This window comes from Kineococcus sp. DHX-1 (genome assembly GCF_042473625.1).
Classification (GTDB): Bacteria; Actinomycetota; Actinomycetes; order Actinomycetales; family Kineococcaceae; genus Kineococcus.
Genome location: NZ_CP170445.1, coordinates 2,481,548 through 2,508,215 on the forward strand (window position 1 = coordinate 2,481,548; position 26,668 = coordinate 2,508,215).

Annotated in this window: 23 protein-coding genes and 1 pseudogene; 10 read left to right on the forward strand and 14 right to left on the reverse strand. The window is 74.7% G+C overall.

The window, feature by feature from the left end:
- Positions 1-65: 65 nt before the first annotated feature.
- On the forward strand, positions 66-710 hold the full coding sequence (locus ACFEMC_RS12055; protein WP_380169859.1) for an amino acid ABC transporter permease: 645 nt from the start codon (positions 66-68) through the stop codon (positions 708-710).
- Positions 707-1,597: an amino acid ABC transporter permease gene (locus ACFEMC_RS12060; RefSeq protein ID WP_380169860.1), complete on the forward strand. Its 891-nt coding sequence runs from the start codon at positions 707-709 to the stop codon at positions 1,595-1,597. The genes ACFEMC_RS12055 and ACFEMC_RS12060 overlap by 4 nt, the downstream gene beginning before the upstream one ends.
- A gap of 18 nt (positions 1,598-1,615) precedes the next feature.
- Here ACFEMC_RS12060 and ACFEMC_RS12065 read toward each other — a convergent pair whose 3' ends face one another.
- The 3 genes from ACFEMC_RS12065 to recA are packed head-to-tail and all read right to left on the reverse strand — an operon-like array spanning position 1,616 to position 3,472.
- Positions 1,616-1,909, reverse strand: coding sequence for a putative quinol monooxygenase (locus ACFEMC_RS12065; protein ID WP_380169861.1), 294 nt, complete (start codon positions 1,907-1,909; stop codon positions 1,616-1,618).
- Positions 1,910-1,919: 10 nt separating this feature from the next.
- A complete protein-coding gene (locus ACFEMC_RS12070; protein WP_380176751.1) occupies positions 1,920-2,435 on the reverse strand; it encodes a regulatory protein RecX in 516 nt (171 codons plus the stop codon).
- Complete coding sequence (gene recA / locus ACFEMC_RS12075) at positions 2,432-3,472, reverse strand: recombinase RecA (protein ID WP_367637563.1); 1,041 nt, start codon at positions 3,470-3,472, stop codon at positions 2,432-2,434. The genes ACFEMC_RS12070 and recA overlap by 4 nt, the downstream gene beginning before the upstream one ends.
- Positions 3,473-3,668: 196 nt before the next feature.
- Between recA and ACFEMC_RS12080 the strand changes: the two genes are divergently transcribed.
- Complete coding sequence (locus ACFEMC_RS12080; RefSeq protein ID WP_380169862.1) at positions 3,669-4,649, forward strand: SMP-30/gluconolactonase/LRE family protein; 981 nt, start codon at positions 3,669-3,671, stop codon at positions 4,647-4,649.
- Complete coding sequence (locus ACFEMC_RS12085) at positions 4,646-5,158, forward strand: DinB family protein (protein WP_380169863.1); 513 nt, start codon at positions 4,646-4,648, stop codon at positions 5,156-5,158. The genes ACFEMC_RS12080 and ACFEMC_RS12085 overlap by 4 nt, the downstream gene beginning before the upstream one ends.
- Positions 5,159-5,173: 15 nt before the next feature.
- Here the strand turns inward: ACFEMC_RS12085 and ACFEMC_RS12090 are convergent, their stop codons facing one another.
- Positions 5,174-5,398, reverse strand: coding sequence for a DUF3046 domain-containing protein (locus ACFEMC_RS12090; protein ID WP_380169864.1), 225 nt, complete (start codon positions 5,396-5,398; stop codon positions 5,174-5,176).
- Between the two features lie 64 nt (positions 5,399-5,462).
- Between ACFEMC_RS12090 and ACFEMC_RS12095 the strand changes: the two genes are divergently transcribed.
- Together ACFEMC_RS12095 and ACFEMC_RS12100 are read left to right on the forward strand one after the other, a co-directional pair.
- A complete protein-coding gene (locus tag ACFEMC_RS12095; RefSeq protein WP_380169865.1) occupies positions 5,463-10,196 on the forward strand; it encodes an ATP-dependent helicase in 4,734 nt (1,577 codons plus the stop codon).
- Between the two features lie 3 nt (positions 10,197-10,199).
- A complete protein-coding gene (locus ACFEMC_RS12100) occupies positions 10,200-11,102 on the forward strand; it encodes a DNA-formamidopyrimidine glycosylase family protein (protein WP_380169866.1) in 903 nt (300 codons plus the stop codon).
- 297 nt (positions 11,103-11,399) lie between these two features.
- Here ACFEMC_RS12100 and ACFEMC_RS12105 read toward each other — a convergent pair.
- From ACFEMC_RS12105 to ACFEMC_RS12130, 6 genes and pseudogenes are all read right to left on the reverse strand, one after another.
- Positions 11,400-11,639: pseudogene (locus ACFEMC_RS12105) on the reverse strand (helix-turn-helix domain-containing protein); the annotation flags it as partial.
- Positions 11,640-11,790: 151 nt separating this feature from the next.
- Entirely contained in the window at positions 11,791-12,339 is a 549-nt protein-coding gene (locus ACFEMC_RS12110) for a CinA family protein (protein WP_380169867.1), read from the reverse strand.
- Positions 12,336-12,908 carry a CDP-diacylglycerol--glycerol-3-phosphate 3-phosphatidyltransferase gene (gene pgsA / locus ACFEMC_RS12115; RefSeq protein ID WP_380169868.1) on the reverse strand — a complete coding sequence of 191 codons (573 nt, stop codon included), beginning with the start codon at positions 12,906-12,908 and terminating at the stop codon, positions 12,336-12,338. Before pgsA ends, ACFEMC_RS12110 begins: the two co-directional genes overlap by 4 nt.
- Positions 12,905-14,377 (reverse strand): 30S ribosomal protein S12 methylthiotransferase RimO, encoded by a 1,473-nt coding sequence (rimO, locus tag ACFEMC_RS12120; protein WP_380169869.1) that lies wholly within the window; start codon positions 14,375-14,377, stop codon positions 12,905-12,907. Before rimO ends, pgsA begins: the two co-directional genes overlap by 4 nt.
- 83 nt (positions 14,378-14,460) lie before the next feature.
- Positions 14,461-15,315, reverse strand: coding sequence for an NYN domain-containing protein (locus ACFEMC_RS12125; RefSeq protein WP_380169870.1), 855 nt, complete (start codon positions 15,313-15,315; stop codon positions 14,461-14,463).
- Between the two features lie 176 nt (positions 15,316-15,491).
- Complete coding sequence (locus tag ACFEMC_RS12130) at positions 15,492-18,068, reverse strand: DNA translocase FtsK 4TM domain-containing protein (protein ID WP_380176753.1); 2,577 nt, start codon at positions 18,066-18,068, stop codon at positions 15,492-15,494.
- A 40-nt stretch (positions 18,069-18,108) separates the two neighbouring features.
- On the opposite strand from ACFEMC_RS12130, the gene ACFEMC_RS12135 reads away from it, so the two are divergent.
- From ACFEMC_RS12135 to ACFEMC_RS12145, 3 genes are all read left to right on the forward strand, one after another.
- Positions 18,109-18,342, forward strand: a complete 234-nt coding sequence (locus ACFEMC_RS12135) for a hypothetical protein (protein ID WP_380169871.1) — start codon at positions 18,109-18,111, stop codon at positions 18,340-18,342.
- 140 nt (positions 18,343-18,482) lie between these two features.
- The gene (locus tag ACFEMC_RS12140; protein WP_380169872.1) at positions 18,483-19,649 is read left to right on the forward strand and encodes a heparan-alpha-glucosaminide N-acetyltransferase domain-containing protein; all 1,167 of its coding nucleotides are present in this window, start codon (positions 18,483-18,485) and stop codon (positions 19,647-19,649) included.
- A complete protein-coding gene (locus ACFEMC_RS12145) occupies positions 19,646-20,929 on the forward strand; it encodes an ATP-binding protein (protein WP_380169873.1) in 1,284 nt (427 codons plus the stop codon). Before ACFEMC_RS12140 ends, ACFEMC_RS12145 begins: the two co-directional genes overlap by 4 nt.
- A 24-nt stretch (positions 20,930-20,953) precedes the next feature.
- Here ACFEMC_RS12145 and ACFEMC_RS12150 read toward each other — a convergent pair whose 3' ends face one another.
- Positions 20,954-21,811, reverse strand: coding sequence for a hypothetical protein (locus ACFEMC_RS12150; RefSeq protein ID WP_380169874.1), 858 nt, complete (start codon positions 21,809-21,811; stop codon positions 20,954-20,956).
- A 74-nt stretch (positions 21,812-21,885) separates the two neighbouring features.
- Here ACFEMC_RS12150 and ACFEMC_RS12155 point away from each other — a divergent pair, with 74 nt between their 5' ends.
- Entirely contained in the window at positions 21,886-22,998 is a 1,113-nt protein-coding gene (locus tag ACFEMC_RS12155) for a tetratricopeptide repeat protein (RefSeq protein ID WP_380169875.1), read from the forward strand.
- A gap of 27 nt (positions 22,999-23,025) precedes the next feature.
- Here ACFEMC_RS12155 and ACFEMC_RS12160 read toward each other — a convergent pair whose 3' ends face one another.
- The 3 genes from ACFEMC_RS12160 to ACFEMC_RS12170 all read right to left on the reverse strand — a co-directional run bounded on the left by ACFEMC_RS12160 (position 23,026) and on the right by ACFEMC_RS12170 (position 26,650).
- Entirely contained in the window at positions 23,026-24,711 is a 1,686-nt protein-coding gene (locus ACFEMC_RS12160; RefSeq protein ID WP_380169876.1) for a ribonuclease J, read from the reverse strand.
- 65 nt (positions 24,712-24,776) lie between these two features.
- Complete coding sequence (gene dapA, locus ACFEMC_RS12165) at positions 24,777-25,697, reverse strand: 4-hydroxy-tetrahydrodipicolinate synthase (protein WP_380169877.1); 921 nt, start codon at positions 25,695-25,697, stop codon at positions 24,777-24,779.
- Between the two features lie 212 nt (positions 25,698-25,909).
- Positions 25,910-26,650 carry an HAD-IA family hydrolase gene (locus tag ACFEMC_RS12170; protein ID WP_380169878.1) on the reverse strand — a complete coding sequence of 247 codons (741 nt, stop codon included), beginning with the start codon at positions 26,648-26,650 and terminating at the stop codon, positions 25,910-25,912.
- Positions 26,651-26,668: the final 18 nt, after the last annotated feature.

Below are 26,668 nucleotides of genomic sequence, written 5' to 3' on the forward strand. Positions count from 1 at the left end.
GGTGGTCGCCACGGTGACCGCCCACCCCTCCGCACGCACTCCTGGAGGCGATCCCCCTGGATCCCGTGATCGACAACCTCGACCTGTTCGCCGCCGGGTTCCTGCGGTCGCTGGGTCTGGCGGCGTGGGCCGCGGTCGGCTGCCTGGTGCTGGGCACGGTGCTCGCGGTCTTCCGCGTCAGCCCCGTCCCCGTGCTGCGCGGCGTCGGCACCGTCTACGTGACGCTCGTGCGCAACACGCCGCTGGTCATCGTCCTGTTCTTCTTCGTGTTCGCCGTCCCGGCCGCCTTCGCGGTGAAGGCATCCAACTACACGCTCGCGGTCTGCGGCCTCATCGTCTACACGGCGGCCTTCGTCTGCGAGGCCGTGCGGTCCGGCATCGCCACCGTGCCCTCGGGGCAGGCCGAGGCCGCCCGCGCGATCGGCCTGCCGTTCCGCCTCACGCTCACCGAGGTGGTCCTGCCGCAGGCGCTGCGGGCGGTCGTCCCCCCGGTGGGCAACGTCCTCATCGCGATGATCAAGAACTCGGCCGTGGCGGGCGCCGTGGGCGTCGGCGGCGACCTCTTCGCGGTCTACCAGCGGCTCGTGAGCGCGCAGGGGCTGCCGCGCCTGCCCATCATCACCGGCATGGCGGTCGGGTACCTCGTCATCACGCTGTCGGCCGCCCTGGCCCTGCACCTGACCGAACGGAAGCTGGCGGTGGCCCGGTGAGCGCGCCCACGGCAGTCCTCTTCGACACCCCCGGCCCCGTCGCCCGTCGGCGGACCCGGATCGGCAGCATCGTCGCCGCGGTCCTCCTCGTCGGCGTGCTGGCCCTCGTCCTGGCCCGCCTGGGCCAGCAGGGGCAGCTGAGCGCCCAGAAGTGGGGTCCGCTGGTCGACCCGTCGAACTCCGACTTCTCCCCGCTGTGGACCCTGCTCGGGCGGGGTCTGTCGGTCACCCTGCGCGCGGCGTTCTTCGCGATCCTCGCCTCGATCGTGCTCGGGCTCCTCATCGGCGCGCTGCGCATCCTGCTGCCCGGCCCCGCCCGGGTGCCGCTCGTCGCACTGGTGGAACTGCTGCGCGGTCTGCCCGTGGTCGTCACGATCCTGTTCGTCGACGTGGTGCTGCGCACCGTGGGTGCCCACCCCGGATCGCTGTGGGTGCTCGTCGCCGGCCTCACGCTCTACAACTGCGTGATCATCTCCGAGATCGTGCGGGCCGGCGTCCAGTCGCTGCCGAAGGGGCAGGTCGAAGCCGGGCTGGCGATCGGTCTGCGCCCCGGACAGGTCATGAGCCAGATCCAGTTGCCGCAGGCCGTGCGCGCGATGCTGCCGGCGCTCATCAGCCAGCTCATCGTCGTCCTGAAGGACACCGCCCTCGGCAGCGTGGTCCTCGTGTCCCTCGGCGACGTCGTCGAGATCACGAACCGCGTGCGCAACCTGCTCGACAACTCGTTGCAGATGTACTTCGTGGTCGGGCTGGTCTTCGTCGTCATCAACCTGCTGCTCGAACTGCTGGCCCGCTGGGTCCAGCGCAGGCTGTCGGTCGGCCGCCGCACGTCGGCCACCGTCGCAGCCGGCAAGGGGATGCAGGTGACCGGCGGTCAGAACGTCTGACCGCCGGTCCCGCCGGGCTCAGAGGTCGTCGCGGACCGTGTAGCGCGTGAGCTTGCGGTCCGCGGTGATCGAGCCGAGGCGGTTCGCTCCCTCGGGGGTGGCGCGGAACGCGCGGTAGGCGTCGTCGGCCTCGACCGAGGTCCACCGCTCGACGATGGCCACGTGGGTCTCGTCGGTCACGTCGACGGTCACCTCGCAGCCGAGGCACCCCTCGAAGGCCCGGGTGGCCTGCAGCGTCTCGGTGATGATGGCCGGGGCGTCGGCGACGCTCTCGGGCTTGAGGGTCAGTTCCAGGATGGCGATGACGGTCACGGACCGGACGTTACGCCTGGGCCTGGAGCGCCTCGCGCACGACCCGGAGCACGACATCGGTGGGGAACCCCCGCCGCGCCAGCATGCCGAACAGGCGGCGCTCGGCGACCGCCCGTTCCAGACCCCGCACCGACCGCAGCTTGCGCTCGACGAGGTCCCGGGCCGCCTCGAACTGGGTGTCGTGGTCCACGACCTCGAGCGCCTCGGCGGCGGTCTCGTCGTCGACCCCCTTGCGGCGCAGCTCCTGCGCCAGGGCGCGCCGGCCCCGGCCGGTGCTGCGCGAGCGCACCCAGCCGTCTGCGAAGGCGCGGTCGTCGACGAGGCCGACCTCCTCGAACCGGTCGAGGACCTCGACCGCGACGTCGGCCGGTACGTCCTTCGCGGCCATCTTCTCGGCCAGCTGGGCCCGCGTTCGAGGAGCCATCGTCAACTGCCGCAACGCGATGGAACGCGCGACCTCGCGCGGGTCGGCCTCCCGGTCCGGGTTCTCCTCCGGACCGGGCGGCGTCTGGTCGCGACGACTCAGAACTCGACCTTGGTCTCGGCGTCCGCGGGAGCGTCCATGCGCGGGCCGATGCCCAGCTTCTCCTTGATGCGCTTCTCGATCTCGTCACCGAGGTCCGGGTTGTCGCGCAGGAAGGCGCGGGCGTTCTCCTTGCCCTGGCCGAGCTGGTCGCCCTCGTACGTGTACCAGGCGCCCGACTTGCGGACGAAGCCGTGCTCGACGCCCAGGTCGATGAGGCCGCCCTCGCGGGAGATCCCCTGACCGTAGATGATGTCGAACTCCGCCTGCTTGAACGGCGGGGAGACCTTGTTCTTGACGACCTTGACGCGGGTGCGGTTGCCGACGGGGTTCGTCCCGTCCTTCAGCGTCTCGATCCGGCGGACGTCCAGGCGCACGGAGGCGTAGAACTTCAGCGCCTTGCCGCCCGTCGTCGTCTCGGGCGAGCCGAACATGACGCCGATCTTCTCGCGCAGCTGGTTGATGAAGATGGCCGTCGTGCCGGAGTGGTTCAGCGCACCCGTGATCTTGCGCAGGGCCTGCGACATGAGCCGCGCCTGCAGACCGACGTGGCTGTCACCCATCTCGCCCTCGATCTCGGCCTTCGGCACGAGGGCCGCGACGGAGTCGATGACGATGATGTCGAGGGCGCCGGAGCGGATCAGCATGTCCGCGATCTCCAGCGCCTGCTCCCCCGTGTCCGGCTGGGAGACGAGCAGGGCGTCGGTGTCGACGCCCAGCTTGGCGGCGTAGTCCGGGTCGAGCGCGTGCTCGGCGTCGATGAACGCCGCGATGCCGCCCTTGCGCTGGGCGTTGGCCACCGCGTGCAGGGCGACCGTCGTCTTCCCGGAGGACTCCGGGCCGTAGACCTCGACCACGCGACCGCGCGGGAGACCGCCGATGCCGAGCGCGACGTCGAGCGCGATGGCCCCGGTGGGGATGACCTCGATCGGGGGGCGGACGTCGTCGCCCAGCCGCATGACCGAGCCCTTGCCGAAGTTCTTGTCGATCGCGGCGAGCGCGGCGTCGAGGGCCTTCTCGCGGTCCGCAGGAGCGGGCATGTCCTCACCTCTGGTCGTGGTTCCAACTGATGCGGGTCACGCTAGGACGGACCTCCGACACGACCCCCGCGCGAGCGGGGAGCTGTGGACGAACGGCCCGGCGAGCCCCCTGTGGACTCCGCGATGCTATCCGTACACGTGTTCGAGCCCAAGCCACCGCGACCCGGCGTGTCGGGCCGTGACTAGGCTCACGCCCGTGACGCAGGAGTCCTCCCCCACCTCCCAGCCCCAGGTCCTCGACCCGCGCGGCGCCGCCCTCGTCCAGGACGGCGCCGTCCTGGAGCGCCTCGGCACCGGCAGCACGTGGGCCGAGGGCCCCGTCTGGCTGCCCGACGAGCGCGCCTGCATCTTCAGCGACATCCCCGGGAACCGGATCCTGCGCTGGGACGAGGGCGCCGAGAGCCTCACGGTCCACGCCGACGGGGTCGAGTTCACCAACGGGCGCACGCTCGACGGCCAGGGGCGCGTCGTGGCCTGCTCGCACGGCCGTCGCGCGATCGAGCGGACCGAGGCCGACGGCACCACGCACGTCCTCGTCGACCGCTTCGGGGACGAGCGGTTCAACTCCCCGAACGACGTCGTCGTCGCCCGCGACGGGGCGGTCTGGTTCACCGACCCGCCGTACGGCATCACGGTGGAGGTCGAGGGGCACGAGGGGTTCCGCGAGTACGGCGACAACTTCGTCTTCCGCCTCGACCCCGCCACCGGTGAGCTGCGCGTCGTGGTCAGCGACGTCGAGGAACCCAACGGTCTCGCCTTCTCCCCCGACGAGTCCCTCCTGTACGTCGCGGACACGTCGGCCGCCCCCACCCCCGGCAACGGGTCCCACCGCCTCATCCGCGTCTACGACGTCCTCACCGGCGTCCGTGGGGGCCGCGGCGCGGACGCCGTCCCGTCCGGGCCGGTCGTCAAGAACGGACGGGTGTTCGTCGAGGTCGACCGCGGCCTCGCCGACGGGTTCCGCGTCGACACCGCGGGCAACGTCTGGACCAGCAACGGCGACGCCGTCACCGTCTTCGCGCCCGACGGCACCCGGCTGCTCGAGGTCGTCGTGGGGGAGGTCGTGGCCAACCTCTGCTTCGGCGGTGCGGACGGCACGGACCTGTTCGTGGCCGCCTCGACGAGCCTGTACCGGCTGCGGACGACGGCCGTCGGCGCGGACCTGAAGTGGCGGTGACCTCGGCTCCGGACCCGCGACCGGAGCCGCCGCAGCGGGCCGGTGAGCGCCAGACGCTGGAGGGGTTCCTCGACTTCCACCGCGCGACCTTCGCGTGGAAGGTGGCCGGGCTCAGCGCCGACCAGCTGCGCGTGCGGTCCGCCGAACCGTCGTCGATGACGCTGCTGGGCCTCGTACGGCACCTCGCCGACGTCGAGCGCAGCTGGTGGCGGGTCCGGGTCGACGGCCAGGACGCCCCGCCGCTCACGTACTCCGCCGACAACCCCGACGGCGACTTCGACGACGTCGACGACGCCGACCCGGCGCAGGCGCTGGCGTGGCTGGCGCAGGAGCAGGAGGAGGCGCGGCGGGTGCTGGCCGCGCACGACCTCGACGAGGTCTTCGAGCACCCGCGCCAGGGGACGACGAGCGTGCGCTGGGTGCTGGTGCACCTCGTCGAGGAGTACGCCCGGCACAACGGGCACGCCGACCTGCTGCGCGAGCGGATCGACGGCGCGACCGGGGAGTAGCCGCCGTCGGAGGCGTCAGCGCCGGCGCGGGCGGGGGTCCCGGCCCAGGCGGCGTGCCTCCGGCACGTCCATGGCGTCGCACAGCGCCAGCCAGATCGCCTTGGGGTCCACACCGGCGTCGAGCGCCTCGCGCGCCGTCCGGTCGTCCAGGGCCAGCAGGTGCTGGTCGGCCGCCAGCGAGCGCCCGTAGGCGTCCCCGAACTCGTCGGTCACCAGGGTCCAGAACTCGCTGACACGCATGGGCGCCAGGGTGCCACGGCCCTCTTGAGGCGCACGTGTCGGAGGCGGGTGGTGTCATGACGGGATGAGCACGCGCAGCGCCGACGACCGTCCCCCCGCCCCGGCGGCCCAGGACGTCCTCGGGCGGTTCTCCGAGGCCACGCGCGCGTGGTTCAGGGGGGCGTTCGCGGCGCCGACGCCGGCCCAGCTCGGTGCGTGGGACGCCGTGAGCCGCGGCCAGCACGCCCTCGTCGTGGCCCCCACCGGGTCCGGCAAGACGTTGTCGGCGTTCTTGTGGGCCCTGGACGGACTGGCGGCCGAGCCGGTCCCGGAGGACAAGGACCACCGCTGCCGCGTCCTGTACGTCTCCCCGCTCAAGGCGCTCGCGGTGGACGTAGAGCGCAACCTGCGCTCCCCACTGACGGGCATCCGGCAGGCGGCCCAGCGCCTCGGCCTGCCGGTCCCCGACGTGCGGGTGGGCGTGCGGTCGGGCGACACGTCGACGGAGGAGCGGCGCGGGTTCACCCGCACCCCGCCGGACGTGCTCATCACGACGCCGGAGTCGCTGTTCCTGCTGCTGACGTCGAAGGCGCGCGAGCAGCTGCGCGGAGTGCGGACGGTCGTGCTCGACGAGGTGCACGCCATGGCCGGGTCCAAGCGCGGAGCGCACCTCGCGGTGTCCCTGGAACGCCTCGACGCGCTCGTGACCGCGGCCGGGGGCGAACCCACGCAACGCGTCGGGTTGTCCGCGACGGTGCGTCCGGTCCAGACGGTCGCGGAGTGGGTCTCCGGCGGCCGCCCCGTCACGGTCGTGCAGCCGCCGTCGACGAAGGAGTTCGACCTCAAGGTCGTCGTCCCCGTCGAGGACATGAGCCAGCTCGACGCCTCCGGCCGCGGCGCGGAGGACCCGGACGACCTCACGGGCCAGGCGGCCGGGAACCCCCGCCGGGCGAGCATCTGGCCGCACGTCGAGGAACGCATCGTCGACCTCGTGGCCGACCACCGCTCGACCCTCGTGTTCTCGAACTCGCGCCGGTTGTCCGAGCGCCTCACGGCCCGCCTCAACGAGATCTGGGACGAGCGGCTGAACCCCGACGAGGGTGAGGACGGCGAGACTCCCGCAGCGCCACCCGCGGAGGTCATGGGCGCCGCGGGCCACGCGCAGAACCGGCCGCCGGTCCTGGCCCGCGCCCACCACGGGTCGGTGTCGAAGGAGCAGCGCTCCCTCATCGAGGAGGACCTCAAGGCCGGCCGGCTGCCCGCCGTGGTCGCCACGTCCAGCCTGGAACTCGGCATCGACATGGGCGCGGTCGACCTCGTCGTCCAGGTCGAGTCCCCGCCCAGCGTGGCCAGCGGGTTGCAGCGCGTGGGCCGCGCCGGCCACCAGGTCGGCGCGGTCTCGCGCGGTGTGCTGTTCCCGAAGTTCCGCGGTGACCTCCTGCAGACCGCGGTCGTCGTCGAGCGCATGCGCGACGGGCGGATCGAGGAGCTGCGGGTGCCGGCGAACCCCCTCGACGTGCTGGCCCAGCAGATCGTCGCGATGGTCGCGATGGACGAGTGGACGGTGCCGGACCTGCTGGCGCTGGCCAAGCGCGCCGCGCCGTTCGCGACGCTGTCGCGCGCCGTGCTGGACGCGGTCCTGGACATGCTGTCCGGCCGGTACCCGAGCGACGAGTTCGCCGAGCTGCGCCCGCGCCTGGTGTGGGACCGCGTCACCGACACCCTCACCGGACGCCCCGGCGCGCAACGGCTCGCCGTCACCAGCGGCGGGACGATCCCCGACCGCGGGTTGTTCGGCGTCTTCCTGGCCTCCGGGGAGGGGCCGGGGCGGCGCGTCGGGGAGCTCGACGAGGAGATGGTCTACGAGTCCCGCGTCGGCGACGTCATCACCCTCGGCTCCTCGGCGTGGCGGGTCGAGGACATCACCCACGACCGCGTGCTCGTCACCCCCGCGCCCGGTCAGCCGGGGCGGTTGCCGTTCTGGCACGGGGAGGCCCTGGGCCGGCCCGCCGAACTCGGCCGCGCCCTCGGGGAGTTCGTCCGGGAACTGGGCTCCCTCGACGGGGGTTTCGGCGGCGCCCCCGCGCGCGAACGCGTGCTCGCGGCCGGGTTGGACGACTGGGCGACGGGGAACCTGCTGACCTACCTGAGCGAGCAGCAGGAGGCGACGCGGCACGTGCCGGACGACCGCACCATCGTCGTCGAGCGGTTCCGCGACGAGCTCGGGGACTGGCGCATCTGCATCCACTCCCCCTTCGGCGGCCAGGTCCACTCGCCGTGGGCGCTGGCCCTCGGCGCCCGCATGCGCGAACGGTTCGGCGTCGACGTGCAGGCCATGCCCGCCGACGACGGCATCGTGCTGCGGCTGCCCGACCTGGACCTGCCGGAGGGGCAGGCCCCCGACGTCGCCGACCTCGTCGCCCTGGAGGCGAACGAGGTGGCCGAACTCGTGACGGCCGAGATCGGCGGGTCCGCGCTGTTCGCGTCGCGGTTCCGGGAGTGCGCGGCCCGCGCCCTGCTGCTCCCCCGCCGCCAGCCGGGCCGGCGCCAGCCGCTGTGGCAGCAGCGTCAGCGCGCGGCGTCGCTGCTGCAGGTCGCCAGCAGGTTCGCGAGCTTCCCGATCGTCCTGGAGACGGTGCGCGAGTGCCTGTCCGACGTCTTCGACGTGACGGGTCTGGAACAGCTCATGGGCGACCTGGCCGCGCGCAAGGTCCGCATCGTCGAGGTCGAGTCGCCCCAACCGTCCCCCTTCGCCCGCGGCCTGATGTTCGGCTACGTCGCGCAGTTCCTCTACGAGGGCGATTCCCCGCTGGCCGAGCGGCGGGCCGCCGCGCTCGCCCTGGACCCGAGCCTGCTGGCCGAACTCCTCGGTCGGGGCGAAGGGGCGGCGCTGCGGGACCTGCTGGACCCGGAAGCGGTGCAGCGCACCGAGGACGAGCTGCAGCGACTGGTGCCGGAGCGCAAGTCCACCGACGCCGAGGACGTGGCGGACCTGCTGCGCGTGCTGGGCCCGCTGACGACGGCCGAGGTCGCCGCCCGCAGCGAGGGCGGGGGCGAGGGCGGGGCGGCGCGCTGGCTGGCCGGGCTGGAGGAGGCGCGCCGCCTCATCCGGGTCCGCATCGCGGGCGAGGAGCACTGGGCCGTCATCGAAGACGCGGGCCGCCTGCGCGACGGTCTCGGGACCCCGCTGCCCGTCGGCATCCCCGAGGCGTTCACCGAACCCGTGGCGGACCCGCTCGCGGAGCTGTTCGGGCGCTACGCCCGTACCCACGGGCCGTTCACCGTGACGGACGCGGCGGCCCGCTTCGGTGTGGGCCGGGCCGTCGCGCACGACGCCCTGCGCCGGTTGCAGGCCTCCGGGCGCCTCGTCGAGGGCGAGCTGCGCCCGGGCGGGACGGGGCTGGAGTTCTGCGACGCGGACGTCCTGCGCATCCTGCGCCGCCGGTCGCTGGCGGCGCTGCGCGCCGACGTCGAACCGGTGCCGCCGCGCGACCTGGCCCGCTTCCTGCCGGCGTGGCAGGGGGTGAGCACCGGTCTGCGCCAGCGCATGCGCGGGGTCGACGGGGTGCTGCGCGTCGTCGAGCAGCTCGCGGGCGCGGTCGTGCCGGCCAGCGCCCTGGAACCGCTCGTGCTGGCCTCGCGGGTGGAGGGGTACGTGCCGTCGATGCTCGACGAGCTCACCGCGGCCGGGGAGGTCGTCTGGTCCGGCCACGGCAGTCTCCCCGGCGACGACGGGTGGGTCTCGCTGCACCCGGCCGACCTCGCCCCCCTCACGCTGCCGGACCCGGCGGAGGCGGACGTCGAAGTCGACACCGAGCTGCACCGGGCGGTCCTGGACGCACTCGGCGGCGGCGGCGCCTACTTCTTCCGCGCGCTGTCCGACGCCGTCGGGTCCACCGACGACCCGGGGCTGACGACCGTCCTGTGGGACCTGGTGTGGGCCGGGCGGCTCACGAACGACACGCTGGCGCCGCTGCGCAACCGGCTCGGTGGGCGGGGCGCGCACAAGCCCCGCGCCGCCGCGCCCAGGACGCGGTACGCCCGCCCGGGCCGGGCGCCCCGGGGGACCCGCCGGCTGGAACTGCCCTCGCGCGGCGGTCCGCCGTCGGCCGCGGGCCGGTGGTCCCTCCTGCCGGAGGTCGAGATGGACGCGACCGTGCGCGCCCACGCCAGCGCCGAGGTGCTGCTCGACCGGCACGGGGTGCTGACCCGCGGTGCCGTCGGCAGCGAACGGGTGCCGGGCGGGTTCGCCGCGGTCTACAAGGTGCTGTCCGCGTTCGAGGACGCGGGCCGCGCCCGCCGCGGGTACTTCGTCGAGGGGCTGGGCGCGTCCCAGTTCGCCACCACGGGAGCGGTGGACCGGCTGCGGGACACGGCCAAGCCGGTGGGCGGGGCGAGCCCGTCGCAGCGGCGCGGGGCCAAGGACGCCGGCCCGGGCGCGCTGGTGCTGGCGGCCACGGACCCGGCCAACCCCCACGGTGCCGCGCTCCCCTGGCCCGAGCGGTCCGAGGTCAGCGCCGGGGCAACGGGACACCGGCCGGGCCGCAAGGCCGGCGCCCTCGTGGTGCTCGTCGACGGGGAGCTCGCGCTGTACGTCGAACGTGGGGGCCGGTCGGTCCTGTCCTGGACCGTCGAGGAGGACGTCCTGCAGCCCGCGGCCGACGCCCTGGCCCTGTCCGTGCGCGAGGGGGTCCTGGGGAAGCTGACGGTGGAGAAGGCCGACGGCAGCGGGGTGCTGGCCGCGGACTCGCCGCTAGGCCGCGCCCTGGAGGGGGCCGGCTTCCACGCGACGCCCCGCGGTCTGCGGATCCGGAGCTGAGGCGTGCCGGAAGGAGACGTCGTCTGGCGCACCGCGCGGCGCCTGGACCGGGCGCTGGCCGGTCGCGAGCTGACCGAGACCGACCTGCGGTGGCCCAGCCTGGCCACGGTGGACCTCACCGGGCGCGAGGTGGTCGAGGTCGTCAGCGCGGGCAAGCACATCCTCACGCGCATCGCGGCCGGCCCGGCGGTCGACGGGACGCCGGAGCCCGCGGTGACGCTGCACAGCCACCTGCGGATGGAGGGGTCCTGGTACGTCGAGCACACCGGCGACCCCCGCGGCCGGCGGTCGGCGTCCGGCATCCGGGCCGTGCTCGGCACGCAGGTGTGGACGGCCGTGGGCCACAAGCTGGGGATGCTCGACCTCGTCACGACCGACCGCGAGTCCGAACTCGTCGGTCACCTCGGGCCGGACCTGCTGGGGCCCGCCTGGAACCCGGCCGAGGCCGAGCGGCGGCTCCTGGAGCAGCCGGACCGGGAGCTGGGGGCGGCGCTGCTGGACCAGCGCGTGCTCGCCGGCGTGGGCACGTTCTACATGGCCGAGGCGTGCTTCCTGGCCCGGCTCACGCCGTGGTCACCGGTGCGGGACGTGCAGGACGTGGCGGCGTTCGTCGCGCTCGTGCACCGGCTGCTGGACGTCAACAAGGAACGCGCCGACCAGGTGACGACCGGTGACCTGCGCCGCGGGCGGCAGAACTACGCGCACGCCCGGTCCGGACTGCCCTGCCTGCGCTGCGGGGGCACCGTCCGCGTGGCGATGATCGGGGACCCGCCGCAGGACCGCACCGCGTTCTACTGCCCCGGCTGCCAGCGTGGACCGGCCCCGACGGACGACGGCCGGCCGCAGCGCCCGTTGGGCAGCTCCGGCCGGCCGCAGACCGCACGCAGCTACCGCACGCGGAAGTGATCGGGGGGGGATGCGTCAGGCCGCGGGGATCAGCCGGCGACGCACGATGAGCTCGAGCTCGGCGGGCAGGCCCTCCAGCTCGACGGAGAACTCCCGGCTCGGCACCTCGCCGAGGGCGGAGCCGATGGCGTGGTCGACGACGGAGTCCACGGCCTGCTCGACGATGGCGTCGAGGTCGGTGTCCAGGTCGTGGGGCAGGTCCGTCGCCGCCTCGGCGGAGTCGACGACCTCGGGGGCGGTGGGCCGGGGCGCCGGCGCGGGGACGATGCCCTCGGCCGCGTAGCGACGCCGGGTGCCGACACCCTCCTCGTCGGCGATGCGCCGGGTCACCTCCCCGAGGACCTCGGAGAGGGGGACGTCGAGGGCGGTGCAGATCGAGGCCAGCAGTTCGCTGGAGGCCTCCTTCTGACCGCGTTCGACCTCGCTGAGGTACCCGAGGGACACGCGGGCCGTCGAGGAGACCTCGCGCAAGGTCCGCTGCTGTCCGCGCCGTTCATCGCGCAGCACGTCACCGATCGTCCGGCGGAGCACGACCATGCGGCGGCCTCCCTCAGGGAGTCGAGGTGGCAGTCCGCGCAACGCCGGTCGTCCGTCCGGACCTGCTCGGTGGCTGCCTGTAGTGGAACCACCACCGTACCCCGGACGGGGCGCGGAGGTAGCGGTGGGAGCAGAGTTGCGCACGTCTGGCTCAACTCCCTGGGACGGCATCCTGTTCCGCGACCCCGCCGCCGCCCTCCGCCTGCGCCTGCGCCTGCAGCAGTGCCGCGAGGTGGGCGAGGACCGCCTGCACCGTTCCGCGCCGGACCTGCGGCCGGTCCCCCGGGACGTCGAGGCGCACGTGCCGGGCGCCGCCGGGCAGCGCGTCGGCCGCGATCCCCACGAAGACGGTCCCCGCAGGGAAGCCGTCCGCGGGACCGGGACCGGCGACGCCGGTGGTGGCCAGGCCCACGTCGGCGCCCAGGACCCGGCGGGCCCCCCGGGCCATCTGCTCGGCGACCGTCCCGTCGACCGGTCCGGTGCGGGCCAGGGCGTCGGCGTCCACCCCGAGGACGTCGGCCTTGAGCTCGGTGGCGTAGGCGACGATCCCGCCCCGCACGACCGCCGAGGCACCCGGGACGTCGACGAGGGTCGCGCACAGGAGTCCGCCGGTGAGCGACTCGGCGGTGGCGACGGTCAGCCCCGCGGCCACGAGCCCGGCGACGACGGGGCCGGCGTCGACAGCGCCCGGACCGGTCACGGGCGCAGGAGCTTCGCCCCGGCGACGAAGTAGGCCCACGCGCTCCAGATCGTCAGGACGACCGCGACCGCCATGACCACCAGGCACACCGGGTCCAGCGCAGCGGGCAGCGGCAGGACGAACAGCCCGACGGCGACGGTCTGGACGACCGTCTTGATCTTGCCGCCCTTGGCCGCGGGGATGACGCCGCGGCGGATGACGATGAACCGCAGCAGGGTGACGAGCAGCTCGCGCGCGAGGATGACGACGGTCATCCACCACCACACCCGGCCCTGCAGCGACAGCACGACCAGCCCGGCCCCGATGAGGGCCTTGTCGGCGATGGGGTCGGCGATCTTGCCGAAGTCGGAGACGACCTCCCAGCGGCGGGCGAGGTGCCCGTCGTAGCGGTCGGTGATGCTGGCCGCGATGAAGACGACCGCCGCGGCGAGCCGCCACCGCCAGTTGGTCCCCCCGTCGGCGGCGAGGAACCAGACGAACAGCGGGACGAAGACGATGCGCAGCACCGTCAACGCGTTCGGCAGGTGCACCCGGTGCGTGTTCCAGTGCAGACCCGCCTTGGTGCTCATGCCTCGACCGTAGTCCCCACCAGCGGTTCCGCGAGCAGGTCGGCACCGGCCACCCCGGTGACGCGGGCGCGGACGAGGTCACCCACCGCGAGGGTCACGCCCGGGGGCAGGTCCAGCTCGGTCTCGCCGTCGACGTCGGGCCCCTGGTGGGCGGCGCGGCCGACGACGTGCGGGTCGCCGTCCTCGTCGACGACGGACTCGACGAGCACCTCCACGACCTCGCCGAGACGTTCCTCGGCGCGCTGGGCCACGAGCTCCTCGACCAGCCGGCTGACGCGGTCGGCCCGGGCGGCGACGACGTCCTCGGGCAGCTTGCCGTCGAGGGTCGCGGCCTCGGTGCCGTCCTCGTCGGAGTACCCGAAGACCCCGACGACGTCGAGGCGGGCACGCTCGAGGAACGAGCACAGCTCGTCGACGTCGTCCTCGGTCTCCCCGGGGAACCCGACGATGACGTTGGAGCGGACGCCGGCGGTCGGGAACCGTTCGCGCACCTGCTCCAGCAACGCCAGGAAGGCGTCGGTGCTGCCGAAGCGGCGCATGCGGCGCAGCACGTTCGGCGCGGAGTGCTGGAACGACAGGTCGAAGTACGGCACGACCCCGGGCGTGGAGGTGAGCGCATCCAGCAGGCCGGGGCGGACCTCGGCCGGCTGCAGGTAGGAGACGCGGACGCGCTCGATGCCCTCGACGGCGGCGACCTGCGGCAGCAGCGCCTCCAGGGCCCGCAGGTCCCCCAGGTCCTTGCCGTAGGAGGTGGTGTTCTCGCTGACGAGGAACACCTCCTTCACACCCTGCTCGGCCAGCCACCGGGTCTCGGCGAGGACCTCGTCGGCGGGCCGGGAGACGAAGGACCCGCGGAAGGCGGGGATGGCGCAGAACGAGCAGCGACGGTCGCAGCCCGCCGCGATCTTGACCGGCGCCCACGGCCCGGAGCCGAGCCGGCGCCGCACGACCCGGGGCCCGCTTGCGGGGGCGAGGCCCTCGGGGAGGTCGGGTTCGGCGAGGGTGACGGCGCGGGCGGCCTGGCGCTGGGCCTGCCGGTCGGCCGGGGCGAGCGGCAGCAGGGTGCGGCGGTCCCGCGGGACGTGGGACTCGCGCTTCTCCCCGTGCAGGATCGCCTCGAGGTGGCTGGACAGGTCCCCGTAGGAGTCGAACCCGAGCACGGCGTCGGCCTCGGGCAGCGACTCGGCGAGGTCCTTGCCGTAGCGCTCGGCCATGCACCCGACCGCGACGACGGCCTTCGTCCGCCCCGCCTCCTTGAGGTCGGCGGCGGCCAGGACCGTGTCGATGGAGTCCTTCTTGGCCTGCTCCACGAACCCGCACGTGTTGACGACGGCCACGTCGGCACCGTCCGCGTCGTCGACCAGCGTCCAGCCGGCGTCGGCCAGGCGGCCGGCGAGCTCCTCGGAGTCGACGTCGTTGCGGGCGCAGCCGAGGGTCACGAGGGCGACGGAACGAGTGGTGGCGGACACGGATCCAGGGTACGTGGCCTGAGGACCCCGTCCGGCCGTCGGCGAGGCCCGCAGGGTCGGTCGGCGGGAGCCGGGGTGGGGCGTCAGGCCGTGCGGGCGCGCGGGGACTGCGGGGCGGGGACGCGGCCGACCTCACCGACGTCCGGCGCGGCCGGGGCGGGGGCGTCCTCGGGGTGCGGTGCGGCCGCGGGTGCGTTGCCGTGCAACGGGTCCGTCTCGCGAGGTCCGGCAGGGGCGTGCTGGTGCGGGTGGTCCAGCGGGGTGCCCTCGTCGAGGAGAGCGCGCATGGGCCGCGTGGGACGGAACCACCCGCCGTCCGGCGGCAGGGCCGTGAGCCGCGTGCGGCCGAGGGAGACCTGGAACGCGCCGGGCACGTCCTCGAGGTCGACGAACTCGATGAGCGGGGACTCCTGCGCGTACCCCGCGACCTCGGCGAAGGACAGGACGACGACCCGGACCCCGGCGCGGTGCAGCTCCTCCAGGGGGGCGAGGAAGTTCCGGCCGTCGCCGCTGGCGACGACGACGCGGCGCAACCGGTGGCTGGCCTGCCGGGAGGCGATGTGCTGCAGCATCGCGTCGTCGACGTCGTCCTCCGGGTGGACCTTGGGCCGCGCGAACACGGCGTACCCGAAGTTGCGCAGCGCCTCGATCCAGCCCCGCAGCGAGACCGCGCTCGTCGGGTGCACGTTGGTGAACACGCACCCCTCGACCTCGTGGTCGGCGGCCTCGGCGAGGAACCAGCGGGCGATCGCGTCGAAGCGCGGGCGGTCCGAGGACGCCGGTCGCGACCCCAGGATCGAGGACAGCGTCATGTCGATGTTCGGTGCGTCCCAGACCAGGAGGTCGAGGTCGCGGCGCTCGGCGTCGCGGCGTTCACTCCGGTCGCCGGGCCGGTCGGCGGACTGCCGGACGGGCTCGGGGGGTCGGGGCGCGTCCATGACTCAAAGTTACACGGAGAGTCACCGTTCGGCGACAGATTGCTCGCTCTCCGTGACGTGTCGTGCGCGCGGGTTCGAGTCGTCGACGCGGAGCGCCGAACCTACCGGCGCTCCGCTCCAACGACCCCGCCCGCGGGGGCGGCCGGCCGGTGACGCTGAGGCCCGGCGGGAGGGGATCAGCGGCGGTCGAGCAGTTCCCAGGCGTCCTCGGAGCCGTCGCTGCCGTCGAGGTCGATGACCTCCGGCTCACCCGTGGGTTCCATCGCCGTCGGCGGTTCCTCGCCGCGCATGAGCGCCAGGGTGCCGGGGAGGTCGTCGGGGCGGACGAGCACGTCGCGGGCCTTGGACCCCTCGCTGGGGCCGACGACCCCGCGGGACTCCAGGAGGTCCATGAGGCGACCGGCCTTGGCGAACCCGACGCGCAGCTTGCGCTGCAGCATCGACGTCGAGCCGAACTGCGTCGTCACGACGAGCTCGGTCGCCTGCAGCAGGACGTCGAGGTCGTCGCCGATCTCCTCGTCGACCTGCTTCTTCTGCGTCGCGACCACGACGTCGTCGCGGTACACGGGCCGCAGCTGCGCCTTGACGTGCGAGACGACGGCCTCGACCTCGCTCTCGGTGACCCAGGCCCCCTGCACGCGCATGGGCTTGGACGCCCCCATGGGCAGGAAGAGCGCGTCACCCTGCCCGACGAGCTTCTCGGCGCCGGGCTGGTCGAGGACGACGCGCGAGTCGGCCAGCGAGCTCGTCGCGAAGGCCAGCCGCGAGGGCACGTTGGCCTTGATGATGCCCGTCACGACGTCGACGGACGGGCGCTGCGTCGCGAGCACGAGGTGGATCCCGGCGGCACGGGCGAGCTGGGTGATGCGCTGGATCGAGGCCTCGACGTCGCGCGGCGCGACCATCATGAGGTCGGCCAGCTCGTCGACGATCACGAGCAGGTACGGGTAGGGGTGCAGCACCCGCTGCGAGCCCTCCGGCACCTGGACCTTGCCCGCCTTGACGGCCTTGTTGAAGTCGTCGACGTGCTTGAACCCGAAGGCCGCGAGGTCGTCGTAGCGGACGTCCATCTCGCGCACGACCCACTCCAGGGCCTCGGCGGCCTTCTTCGGGTTCGTGATGATCGGGGTGATGAGGTGCGGGATGCCCTCGTAGATCGTCAGCTCGACGCGCTTGGGGTCGACGAGCACCATGCGCACCTCGTCGGGCGTGGACCGCATGAGGATCGAGGTGATCATGGAGTTCACGAAGCTCGACTTCCCGGCGCCGGTGGCGCCGGCGACGAGCAGGTGCGGCATCTTCGCGAGGTTCGCCACGACGAACCCGCCCTCGACGTCCTTGCCGACACCCATGACCATCGGGTGCTCGGTCGAGGTCGCGGCGTGCGAGCGCAGGACGTCCCCGAGCGAGACCGTCTCGCGGTCGCTGTTGGGGATCTCGATGCCGATCGCGGACTTGCCGGGGATCGGCGACAGGATGCGCACGTCCGCACTGGCGACGGCGTAGGCGATGTTCTTGGACAGCTGCGTGACCCGCTCGACCTTCGTCCCGGGCCCGAGCTCCACCTCGTACCGCGTGACCGTCGGGCCGCGGGAGAACCCGGTGACGCGGGCGTCGATGTCGAACTGGTCGAGCACGCCGGAGAGCGCCTCCACGACGCGGTCGTTCGCGGCGCTGCGCTCCTTCGGCGGGGTCCCGGGCGTCAGTGCGGCCGCCTCGGGCAGCGTGTAGGTGACGTCGGGGGCGAGCGTGAGCTGCTCGATCCGCGGCGGCAGCGGGGTCGCCTCCGGCGGAGCGAGGTCCCTGGGCTTGGTGGCCGGGACGGACGCACCGTCCACCACGGGCGGGGCGTCGCCCGCGGCGAGCGCCTCGCGCACGGACGGGACGTCGGACGGCACCACGCGCCGCTCACCGGGTCGGGGCCGGCGACCCGCGTGCCGTCCGGACTCCTCGACGGCGGCGTCGGTGATCGCGGCCTGCTCGAACGCCTCGTCGCCGACGCGGGCCGCCTCGGCGGCCTCCCGCGCCTCCTGGGCCTTGCGGCCGCGGCGACGGACGGGCGCCGTGTCCTCGTCGTCGTCCGCGGGAGCGGCCTCGATCGCGCGCGCCGCGCGCTGACGGGCCAGGGCGTTCGCCGGCAGGTCGCGGCGCGAAGAGCGCTCCTCGGGGGCAGGGCGGTGGGGGTGGTGCGTCAGGCGTTCGTAGGCCTCGCGGACGCGGGAGGGGATGGCGTGCACCGGGGTGGCGGTCAGGACGAGGACGCCGAAGAAGCCGAGCAGCACGAGGATCGGGACGACCACCCACGCCGTGAGCGCCGTGGTGAGCGGCCCGGCGACGAGGAAGCCGAGCATGCCGCCGGAGTCCGTCACCGCCCCGGCGCCCTCGGGCCCCGTCGGCGAGGGGGCACCGGTGGCCAGGTGCACGAGCCCGGCCGTGGCCAGGGTCAGCGCGATCGAGCCGACGACGGCGCGCGTGGTGGTCTGGGTGTGGTCGGGGTGGCGCAGCAGGTGCACCGACAACCCCACGAGGACGACGGGCAGCGCGAGGCCGACCTCGCCGAACGTCCCGGCGACGACCGTGTGGATCACGGCCCCGGCGCGGCCCGGCAGCCCCCACCACTCGCGGGCGGCGACGACGATCGCCAGCGCGAGCAGGGCGAACCCGGCGCCGTCGCGGCGCAGTTCGGGGTCGAGGTCGCGGGCGCCGGTGCCGACGCGGCGGGCGGCCCCGCCGACGAGGTGGGCCACGGCCATCCAGACGGCGGTGACGGCGCGCACGGGCCATGACGGTCCGGTGCTGACCGGGGCGTTCTTCGCGGGCGCCCTGCCGGACGTCTTGGCCGGGGTCCTGGACACGGACCGGTTGGCCGCGGGCCGGGCACCCCGGGTGCCGGACGATCGCGCGGGGGTCCTGCCCCCGGCCGACCCGGACTTCGTGCCACCTCGCGAACCGGTCGCCACTGTCGAGGCCCCTCCCCTGCTGCTGCGCTCCGTCGTGCGCTGGGTCGTCCCCCGGGTGGCCATGTGATCACGGTACCGGCGCACGACTGCTCCGACCGGGCGAGCGCCCAGCCGGGTCCCAGGGTCTCCCGCAGGGCTGCGGGACCGTCGACGACACGCCGCGAGGCGCCCGACGGACCCGGCGGACCGGCCCGGCAGACTGGCGAGGTGCCGCTGCTCACCGCCGCCGACCGCGGTCGCCTCGTCGGGATCGACCTGGCCCGCGCCGTCGCCGTCGTGGGGATGATGGCCGTCCACGTGCTGCCCGGGGACGCGCCGGGGAGCGGGACCGCTGGCGTCCTGTACTCCGTCGCGCACGGCCGGGCGTCCGGCCTCTTCGCGGTGCTGGCCGGGGTCTCGCTCGGCCTGGCGACCCGGCGCGGGGGCGCGGAGCGCGCCGCCGCCCGCACCTCCGTCGTGGTCCGCGGCCTGCTCGTGGCGCTCGTCGGGCTGCTGCTCATCGACGTCGACAGCCGGGTCGCGGTGATCCTGCCGTACTACGGCGTGGCCTTCGTCGTCGTGCTGCCGTTCCTGTGGTGGCCCGCGCGCCGCCTGGCGGTGCTGGGGGTGGCCTGGCTCGCCCTGGCGCCGCTGCTGTCCTTCGCGGTCCGGCGGTCGGCGGAGCTGCCCGCGCAGTTCGAGCAGCCGACGCTCGCCTGGCTGGTCCGGCCCGGGGACCTGCTGGAGACGCTGGCCCTCACGGGCTACTACCCCGTCGTGGGCTGGGCGGGGTACCTGGTGCTCGGCCTGGCGGTCTCCCGGGTCGACCTGCAGGCGAGCGCCGGCGCGCTGCGGCTGCTGGGTGCCGGGGCGGTGCTCGCGGCCGGCGCGTGGCTGGCGAGCGGTCTGCTGCTCGGACCCGGCGGGGGCCTGGCCGCCCTCCGGCCGCTGACGGGAGCCGCGGGGCTGGACGGCGCCGAGTTCTACGGGACCGTCCCGACGGACTCGCGGTGGTGGCTGGCCGTCGTGACGGCCCACTCCGGGACGCCGTTCGACCTGCTGCACACCGCCGGGACGGCGCTGGCCGTCATCGGGGCCGCCTGCCTGCTGCCCGGCGCGGTGACCCGGTTCCTCGTGCCGGTGGCGGCGCTGGGCAGCATGCCGCTGACCGTCTACGCCGGTCACGTGCTGGCCCTGGCCGGGACGGAGGACCACTCCACGGGTCTGCTCGGCCTGCACGTCGTCGTCGCGCTCGTCGTCGCGACGCTCTGGCGGCTCGTCGTCGGCCGCGGGCCGCTGGAGACCGCCGTGGGGGCGGTCGCCGCGGCCGCTGCCGCCCCGCTGCGCCACAGGGCCGACCGCCCGCCGGCCGGCCCGCCTACGCTGACGCCGTGAGCGCGTCGCCGTCCTCCCCGGGCTCGTCCGGTCCGCAGGACCCCCTGCTGCGCAGCCTGCTCGCCGCGCTGGAGGCGAACCCGGCCGACGTGCCGCTGCGGCTGCACGTCGCCGGACTGCTGCTCGCGGCCGGCGACGGGCAGGCGGCGCTCGCGCACGCCGCGCACGTCCTGGCCCTGGACCCGGCCTCGGACCAGGCGCGCGACCTCGTCCAGCGTGCGCTCGCCCCCGCTCCGGACCCCGCCCCGGACCGCAGTGAGCCCGCGTCACAGACTCCGGGCGGACCGCCCGCCTTCGACTGGGACCGCGCCGAGGCCGACCTCGGCCCCCTCGACACGAGCCGGCTCGGGGCGCACGACGTCGAGGACGGCCCGGCGGACCCGGACGCGACGACCGCCGACCTGACGCGTCCGGCCACGACGCTGGCCGACGTCGCCGGGATGAGCGACGTCAAGGAACGCCTCGACCTGGCCTTCCTCGGCCCGCTGCGCAACCCCGAGCTGCGCCGGATGTACGGCAAGAGCCTGCGCGGTGGGCTGCTGCTGTACGGCCCGCCCGGCTGCGGCAAGACGTTCCTCGCGCGGGCCCTCGCCGGTGAGGTGGGCGCGCAGTTCCTCTCCGTCGGCCTGGCCGACGTCCTGGACATGTGGATCGGGGGCAGCGAGAAGAACCTGCACGCCCTCTTCGAGCAGGCGCGGCGCAACGCCCCGTGCGTCCTGTTCTTCGACGAGGTCGACGGTCTGGGCATGTCCCGCAGCCAGACCCGCTCGACGGGGATGCGCACGACCGTGCAGCAGCTGCTCGCCGAGCTCGACGGCGTGGCGACGGGCGGCGCCGGGGGCAACGAGGGCGTCTTCGTGCTGGCCGCCACCAACGCGCCCTGGGACGTCGACCCGGCGCTGCGCCGTCCGGGGCGGCTGGACCGCACCGTCCTCGTGCTGCCGCCGGACGCCCCCGCGCGCCGTGCCGTGCTCGAGCACCACCTGCGCGACCGGCCGACCGACCGGCTCGACCTCGCACCGCTCGTCGCCCGCACGGAGGACTACTCCGGTGCCGACCTCGCGCACATCGTCGAGACGGCGGCCGAGCTGGCGATGCGGGACGCGTTGCGCACCGGCCGGGTCCGTCCGCTCACCGACTCCGACCTGCACGCGGCGTGGCGCGAGGTGCGGCCGTCCACGGGCGCGTGGTTCGACACCGCCCGCAACGTCGCGACGTACGCGAACTCCGACGGGTCGTGGGACGACCTCGTGCAGCACCTGCGGCGCCGCAGGCGCTGACCCGCGAGCCCGGCCGGCGAGGGGTCAGGAGCCGGCGGGTCCCGCCAGGTGCCGCGCGACCCGGTCCACGACCGAGCCCAGGGACTGCTCCGGGGACTGCTCCGGGGACTGCTCCGGGGACACGGGCGCGGCGGGCGTCTCCACCCGCACCTCGACCCGCACCTCCCCCGGGGCCGGCACGCTCACCTCGCCCGTCACGGTGACCGGGTCCGGCAGCGGCAGCTGCACCGAGACCGACCCCGTCAGCGGGAGGTGGCCGGGCGACGAGCCGGGCAGGTCGGACGGGAGGTCGACGGGCAGCTCGACCGACGCCGACAGCAGTTCGCGCGCGCCCGGGGCGGGGTCGGCGGGCGTGACCGGTTGGGCTGCAACGGTCGGCGCCGCGGAGGGGGCCGGGGCCACCGGCTCGGTGGGAGGCGTCGCGGCGGACCCGGAGGCCGCGCGGGAGGACCCGGTGCCGGCCGACCGGTCCCGGTCGCTCGAGGTCGACGTCCCGCCGGCGGCCGGAACCGCGCTCCCCGCCGAGGGTGCGGACGGGGCGGAGGACTCGGGAGAAGGCGTGGCGAGGGGCGTGGCGAGGGGCGTGGCGAGGGGCGTGGCGAGGGGCGTGGCGAGGGGCGCGGCGACCGCGGTGGGCTGCGACGTCGGGGGCACGCGGGACGGCGAGGACGACGGGGACGCGGCGGCGCTCGCGGGAGCCTGCGCGACGGGTCGCCCCGCCGGGGCGTCGGCCCGGTCGACGAGCACGGCCCCGCCGATGACGCCGAGGGAGACGGTCAGCCCGGCGGCCACGACCCGGGCGGGCCGGCCGCCGAGGAACCCACCCGTGGAGTGCCGCGGGAGGTAGGTAGCCTCCGACCGGGTGCGGCGAGGCGTCTGCACGGCGTGAACCTAGCATCCTTGGTCGCAGTCCGTAGTCCTTCGGACACGATCCCGTAGACGAGCCAGGAGGACCGGTGCCGACTCCCCCCGACGGCCCGGACCACCCGGCGAGCGTGCCGCCCTCCCCCACCGAGCTGGCGCTGCGGCGCGCGGAGGCCCTCGGGGACGCCGGACGGTGGGAGCAGTCGCTGCGCACCCTGCACGAGGTCCTGGCCCGCGAACCGCGTCACCCCGTCGCGCTGCGCCTGGCGGCCGTGGCGGAGATCCAGCTGCACCGCTGGCCACAGGCGTTGCAGGCCGCGCAGGCGGCGGTCGCGGTCGACCCGACCGCCGAGCACGGCCACCGGCTGGCGAGCGTGGCCCTCGAGCACCTCGGCCGCCACGGCGAGGCCGTGCGGGCCGCGCGCGAGGCCGTGCGCTGCGAGCCGTCCGAGCCGTACGCGCTGGCCCGGTTGGCCTCCGTCCTCTCCACCCGACGCGGCGGCCGCCGGGAGGCTCTGCGCGCGGCGCACGCCGCCGTCGAGGCCGGGCCCGGCCTGACCGGTCCGCTGTTCGTCCTGGCCCTGGTCCAGCACCGGCGTGGGCGGCGGCGCGCGGCCGTCGCGGCGTACGAGGCCGTCCTGCGCCTGGACCCCGGGCACGCCGACGCCCTGAACAACCTGGGGGCGCTGGCGCTGAACTCCCACCGGCTCGGACGGGGCGCGCGGTTGCTCGGTGACTCCCTGGCCGCGGACCCGCAGAGCGCGGTGGCCCGGCACAACGTCGACGTCCTGGCGGTCGGCCTGGCGCGTCGGGTGTGGGTGGCGGGGCTGCTCACCGCGCTGGGCGTGGGCGTCGCCGGAGCGGTCGAGAGCGGGGCGGACGGCAGCGGGGCGGACGGCTCGGTCGTGCCGTGGCGCTGGATCGTGCTCGCCCTCGGCTGGGGGGTCCTCGCCGCGTGGTTCGTCCCAGCGTGGCGGGCGGTGCCCCGGTCGCTGCAGCACGCGCTGCGGGAACGCTCGCGGCGCCGTCCCCTGCTGGTCGTGGCGTGGGTGACGGCGGTGCTGCTGCTGCTCGGCTCGCTCGTCGTGGCGGCGCTGCCCCGCTCGGCGGTCTCGCTGGAGGCGACGCTGGGCGCCGCGCGGGTCGTGCTGCTGGTGAACCTCGTCGTGTGGATCGCGCTGCGGCGCGGCCGCCCTCGCGAGTGAGGGCGACCGCGCCGAGCTGCGCGCGGGTCAGGCGGTGACGACGACCGGCACGATCATCGGCCGGCGGCGGTGCGTCTGGGACACCCAGGTCCCGACGGTGCGCCGGACGATCTGCTGCAGCTGGTAGGTGTCCACCGGCCCCGTGGACGCCTCGTTGAGCGCGTTCTCCACACGCTTGCGGACGGCGTTGAAGCGGTCGTCGCCGTCGCCGATGAACCCGCGGGCGTTGAACTCCGGACCGGAGACGACCTTGCCGGTGACGGAGTCGACCGCGACGAAGATGGAGATGAAACCCTCCTCGCCCAGGATGCGCCGGTCCTTCAGGTCGGCCTCGGTGATCTCCCCGACGCTGGACCCGTCGACGTAGACGTAGCCGACGGGGACGGCGCCGACGATGCTCGCCTTCCCGTCGACGAGGTCGACGACCACGCCGTCCTCGGCGATGACGACGCGCTCGCGCGGGACGCCCGTCTTGACGGCCAGTTCCGCGTTGGCCAGCAGGTGCCGGATCTCCCCGTGCACGGGCATGACGTTGCGGGGCTTGAGCACGTTGTAGCAGTACAGGAGTTCCCCGGCGCTGGCGTGACCGGAGACGTGGATCTTCGCGCTCTGCTGGTGCACGACCGTGGCACCGAGGCGGGCCAGGCCGTTGACGACGCGGTACACGGAGTTCTCGTTCCCCGGGATGAGGGAACTGGCGAGGATCACGGTGTCGCCCGCGTCGATCGCGATGCGGTGGTCGCGGTTGGCCATGCGCGACAACGCCGCCATGGGTTCGCCCTGCGAGCCGGTGCACATGAGGACGACCCGGTCCTCGGGCAGGTCGTCGACCTGCTTGAGGTCGATGAGCAGGTTCTTCGGGACCGTCAGGTACCCCAGGTCCGCCGCGATGCCCATGTTGCGCACCATGGAGCGACCCACCAGGGCCACCTTGCGCCCGTGCGCGTCCGCGGCGTTCAGCACCTGCTGCACGCGGTGCACGTGGGAGGCGAAGGAGGCGACGATGATGCGCTTCTCCGCGCGCCCGAACAACTGCTCGAGCACCGGGCCGATGTCCCGCTCGGGGGCGGTGAACCCGGGCACCTCGGCGTTGGTGGAGTCGACGCAGAACAGGTCGACGCCCTCGTCGCCCAGGCGGGCGAACGCGTTGAGGTCGGTGATCCGGTTGTCCAGCGGCAGCTGGTCCATCTTGAAGTCGCCCGTGTGCAGGACGAGTCCGGCCGCGGTGCGGATGGCGACGGCCAGGGCGTCGGGGATCGAGTGGTTCACGGCGATGAACTCGCACTCGAACGGGCCGAGCTGTTCCTTCTGCCCCTCGCGCACCGCGTGGGTGTACGGCCTGATGCGGTGTTCCTTGAGCTTGGCCTCGATGAGGGCCAGCGTCAGCTGGGACCCCAGCAGCGGGATGTCCGAGCGCAGCTTCAGCAGGTACGGGACGGCCCCGATGTGGTCCTCGTGCCCGTGCGTCAGGACGAGGGCGACGATGTCGTCGAGGCGGTCGGCGATGGGCCCGAAGTCGGGGAGGATGAGGTCGACACCGGGCTGGTGGTCCTCGGGGAACAGCACGCCGCAGTCGACGACGAGCAGCTTGCCCTCGTGCTCCAGGACGGTCATGTTGCGCCCGACCTCGCCCAGGCCGCCGAGGCCGTAGACGCGCAGGGCGCCCTTCGGCAGCGGCGGCGGGGACGTCAGTTCGGGGTGGGGGTGGCTCATGCGGCTCCTCCTGCGGCCCGGGGGCCGCGACGGTCGGTACGGGTGTGACTGAGGTTCGGGGGGGGTCAGGCGGCCGGGGCCGCGAGACCCGCGAGGGCCAGGTCGGCGCGGATCGCCTCGACCTCGGCGGTGGTCGCGGGCAGCAGGGGCTGACGCACGGTGCGGCCGGGCAGGACTCCGGTCAGCTCGAGCGCGGCCTTGACCGCGACGGCGCCCTGGGTGCGCGTCATGACGCCGCGGACGGCGGGCAGCAGCCGGGACGCCAGGGTGCGGGCGGCCACGAGGTCGCCCGCGTCGACCGCGGCGACCATCGCGGCGTACTCGCGACCCGCGACGTGGCTGACGACGGAGACGATGCCGGACCCGCCGAGCGTCAGGAGCGGCAGGTTCAGCGCGTCCTCGCCGGAGTAGTACGCGAGGTCGGTGCGGGCCAGCACCTGGGCGGTGCCGTACAGGTCGCTCTTGGCGTCCTTCACCGCGACGATCCGGTCGTGCTCGGCCGCGCGGACGAGCGTCTCGGTCTCGATCGGCACGCCCGCGCGGGCGGGGATGTCGTAGAGCATGACCGGCAACCCGGTCGCGTCGGCGACCGTCTCGAAGTGCGCGAGGACGGCGGTCTGCGGGGGCTTGTTGTAGTACGGGGTCACGACGAGGAGACCGTGCGCGCCGGCCTTCTCGGCGGCTCGGGCCAGCTCGACCGTGTGCCGGGTGTCGTTCGTGCCGACCCCGGCGACGACCGTGGCCCGGTCCCCGACGGCGTCCAGGACCGCGCGCAGCAGCGCGTCCTTCTCCTCGTCCGTCGTCGTCGGCGACTCCCCCGTCGTCCCGCTGACGACGAGGCCGTCGTGCCCGGTGGCGACGAGGTGCTCGGCGAGGGAGGCCGCCGCGGCCAGGTCGAGGGACCCGTCGGGGCGGAAGGGGGTGACCATCGCGCTCAGCACCGTCCCGAACGGACGGGGAGGCTGTGCGGCGGTGGCGGTCGGCATGGGCCGAGGTTACCGCGAGGGGCGCTCAGGACCGCCCACCGCACGCGTCGTCCAGCGGGTCGTGGCGGCCGGGCCGGACAGGGGGGCGACGGGAGTCGCGCGAGGGGAGACCCGGTCGCTGCCCGCTCGGGGGTCCGGGCAGCGACCGGGTTCCGGGTGGGTCATCGACCCGGCGCGTCCCGGCGTTACAGCTCCGGACACCTCCGGGCGGGTCAGCCGGCGGTCACGAGCCGCGGGCGCACACCGTCCGGGCCGGCGTCCAGGCGCACCGACGACAGCAGCGGGACGACGAGGTCGGCGTCCAGCGGCCCGTCCGGGTGGGTCGTGCGCACGGCGAGCGTCGCGCACCCGGCGGCCCGCGCCGCGGCCAGACCGGCCGGGGCGTCCTCCACGACGAGGCAGTCGGCCGGGTCGACGCCGAGCCGCTGCGCGCCGAGGAGGAAGCAGTCCGGGGCAGGCTTGCCCCTGGCCACGTCGTCGAACACCACGAGCACGTCGGGGTCGGGAAGCCCGGCGGCGTGCCGGCGGGCGTCGGCCAGCGGCGCCGAGCAGGAGGTGACGACCGCCCAGCGGTGGGCGGGCAGGCCGGCCAGCAGCTCGGGCACCCCCGGCAGCTGGACGACGTCGTCGACGTCGGTGGTCTCGAGCTCGAGGATGCGCGCCGCGGCCGCGGTGGCCGTCCCGGGCCCGACGAGGTCGGCGACGATCTCGGGAGCCGGGCGCCCGTGGCCGGCGGCGTTCCGCAGCGCCTCGCCCGTGACGCCGTGCTCGACCGCCCACGTCGTCCAGGACCGCTCGATGGCCGCCGTGGAGTCCACGAGGGTGCCGTCCATGTCGAACAGGACGGCGGCGAACGTGCGGCCCAGGACGCGGTCGGGGGCGACGCCCTCGGGCCCGCCGGACGAGTCGCCGGAGGCATCGCTGGACGGGGTTCTGACGGGTCGGGGTTCCACCGCCGCACCCTACGAGGC